Annotated in this window: 1 protein-coding gene; it reads right to left on the minus strand. The window is 65.6% G+C overall.

The features are described from left to right. The coding region (locus P0D80_RS51790) for a hypothetical protein (protein ID WP_408296847.1) at window positions 1-224 on the minus strand (224 nt) is incomplete at both ends.

Here is a 224-nt window from a genome sequence, read left to right on the forward strand (position 1 = left end):
GGCTTTCAGGCTGATCAGGAAGAGCGGCACTTCGCCCTGCTGGAAGCGCTGCACCGGGCTCACGCGATCGGTGGTGTCGCCGGTGAGGATGACGTACGGAATGGCGGCCTTGTCCAGCGCCGCAGCGATCAGCGCCAGCATGCCGGTGAACTGCGAGAACAGCAGCACGCGCCGGCCTTCGTCGAAGCGCTTCGAGTACGATGATGTGGCTGCGTGCGAGTCCC

Source organism: Paraburkholderia sp. RL17-373-BIF-A, assembly GCF_046030175.1.
In the GTDB taxonomy this organism is placed as follows: Bacteria; Pseudomonadota; Gammaproteobacteria; order Burkholderiales; family Burkholderiaceae; genus Paraburkholderia.